Origin of the sequence: Paraclostridium sp. (assembly GCF_051657365.1) — a bacterium.
GTDB lineage: Bacteria > Bacillota > Clostridia > Peptostreptococcales > Peptostreptococcaceae > Paraclostridium.
The window spans coordinates 1-2,267 of the sequence record NZ_JBOFKN010000126.1 but is presented as its reverse complement, the minus strand read 5'-3'; the positions used below and the strand labels follow the sequence as shown (position 1 = coordinate 2,267).

At 25.4% G+C, this 2,267-nt stretch carries 3 protein-coding genes; all 3 read left to right on the top strand.

What is annotated here, in order from left to right; translation table 11 throughout:
* Window positions 1-701: FAD-binding protein (locus ACRCYC_RS08810; protein WP_438618743.1), on the top strand; the 701-nt coding region annotated here is incomplete at its 5' end.
* 14 nt (window positions 702-715) lie between these two features.
* Window positions 716-1,693 (top strand): Fic family protein, encoded by a 978-nt coding sequence (locus ACRCYC_RS08805; RefSeq protein WP_438508122.1) that lies wholly within the window; start codon window positions 716-718, stop codon window positions 1,691-1,693.
* Between the two features lie 153 nt (window positions 1,694-1,846).
* Window positions 1,847-2,267: helix-turn-helix domain-containing protein (locus ACRCYC_RS08800; protein WP_438517346.1), on the top strand; the 421-nt coding region annotated here is incomplete at its 3' end.

Here is a 2,267-nt window from a genome sequence, read left to right as displayed (position 1 = left end):
ACTTAATGTGTGAAAAGGTTGGAGCAGATTTTATTCAAATGGAGTATATTCAAACTTTTCCTATTTCTAATCCTGAAACAGGAGAACTTTCTCATGTTGGAGGAAGTCGATTTGATGGAGCTATACTAGTTAATAAATGTGGAGAGAGATTTGTAGAGGAGCTTGAAAGAAGAGATACTGTGTCAGAAGCTATATTGAAACAGGAAAATGGAGTAGGCTATTTAGTTTGGGGACAAGAGATTGAAAAGATAACTAACTATGTTAGCAAAAATAAAGAGGAAGTTGAGAGATTGAAAAATTCCAATTTAATTGTTGTTTCAGAAACTTTAGAAGATGCTGCTAAATTTATGGGTGTTGATGAAGAAAAGCTTTTAAGTACAATTAAAAGATATAATGATTTTGTTAAAAATAAAAAAGATTTAGATTTCAACAGAAGAGGAAATTTAGTTTCGATTTCAAAAGAACCTTATTATATTCAAAAAGTTGCTCCAGCAGTTCACCATACAATGGGTGGAGTTCGAATTAATAAAGAAAATCAAGTTTTTAATAAAAGTGGAGAGGTTATTGAAGGACTATTTGCAGCAGGTGAGATTGTTGGAGGTCTTCATGGTACAAATAGATTAGGTGGTAATGCAATAACTGAGATAATTGTTTTTGGAAAAAGAGCAGGAGAGAGTATAGTGGAAAAATATAAAAATTAATAAGGAAGTGATATATGTCTTGGTGGAAAAATTATAAAGAAGAGTTTATATTGATGCTAGAATATATTGAAGCAATTAAAAAGAGAGATGATTTAAACTCTTTTTTTGAAGGTTATAGAACAGAAACTATGATAAGAATGGTTTTTGAAAGTAATACTATAGAAAATGAAGGTTTAGATTTAATAGGAACAAAGAGATTATTTTCTGAAATATTTGAATTATCCATTATAAAGTTTGAAAGTAACAAGTTATCTTGTAAAAAAGAATATGATCTTATAATAGAGGATATAAAGATGCTAATAGAAAATTTGGATATAACAGATTTTAATAATAAAAAAGAGTTTATAACTACCTTAAATCATTTAACTTTAATTTTAACAATAGACATTATCTTTAGAAAAAATAGAGATAAATTGTTAGATTATAATAGTATATTTAATTCAGAAAATTTTAAAAAATTTCATAGTATATTAAGCAGAGAGTTGGACAATAACAATAATGGATTACCAGGAAATTATAGAACTGATATAGCTTTTATAGATATGGAAACAATATTTTTAGAACCATCTTTAATATCAGAAGCAGTGGAGAAATCGATAAAAGATTTTTTATTTAAAATAAAAAGTGGAAATAATATATATTTAGAAACAATGTTATTTGTTGCTAAGTTTATTAGGATACATCCTTTTGGTGATTGTAATGGTAGATTATCTAGAGTAATTTTAAATTTATCTTTCTTATATAGTGATGTTCCATTTTACTTAATACTTAGAAGTAACTCAAGAAGCAAGAAAAAATATATAGAAGCTATGAGAGAGTTTTATCAAAAAAAGAAAATTTCAAAATTTATTTTTGTTGTTTCTAGAGCGGTTTTAAAACAGGTAGAGGAGATAAACGATAGTTTAGAATTAGTTGGAAAGGATAGAATAGAACCTTTGGAATTACCGAAAGACTATAAGGAAAAAATAATATATGAATTAAGCAAATATTAATTAAGAGATAATAATAAAAAATACACAGATATTTTATTGGTGTATTTTTTTTTGTTTTAAAAAAATTAAAACTGTTGACATTATAAAAAAATAGGTTATAATAAGTACATAAATCTTATTTTCAAAAAAATGAAAATTAGAAAAGAGGTAGATATGAACAGTAAAACTGGAAAATTACAAAAAGCTATAGGAGGATTATCAAAAGATATTTTAGGTAGAGAGATAGATGAAAATTTAGACACAATTATAAATTACTCTGAAAACTTAGAACTATCTTTAGGAACAATTCAAAAAGCTTTAAAAGAATTAACAGATAAAGAAGTAATTCATTTAAAGAAAAAAGGTAAGTATGGAACTGTGATCGAAAATATAGATTACAAAAAACTTTTAAAAGTTTTAAAAATAGATTATCTTTTATGTGTTATGCCAATAACGTATTCACAGAGATATAAAAAAATAATGGATAATATAACAAATAGTTTAAAGATTCCAATTCCATTATATTTTTCTCACATGAGAGGTGGATATGTAAGATTAAAACTTATTGAAGAGGGTGTTTATCATTTTGGTGTTG

Coding starts and splice junctions, on each gene's coding strand:
- ACRCYC_RS08805 (WP_438508122.1), top strand. CDS start 716: ATGTCTTGGTGGAAAAATTATAAAGAAGAGTTTATATTGATGCTAGAA.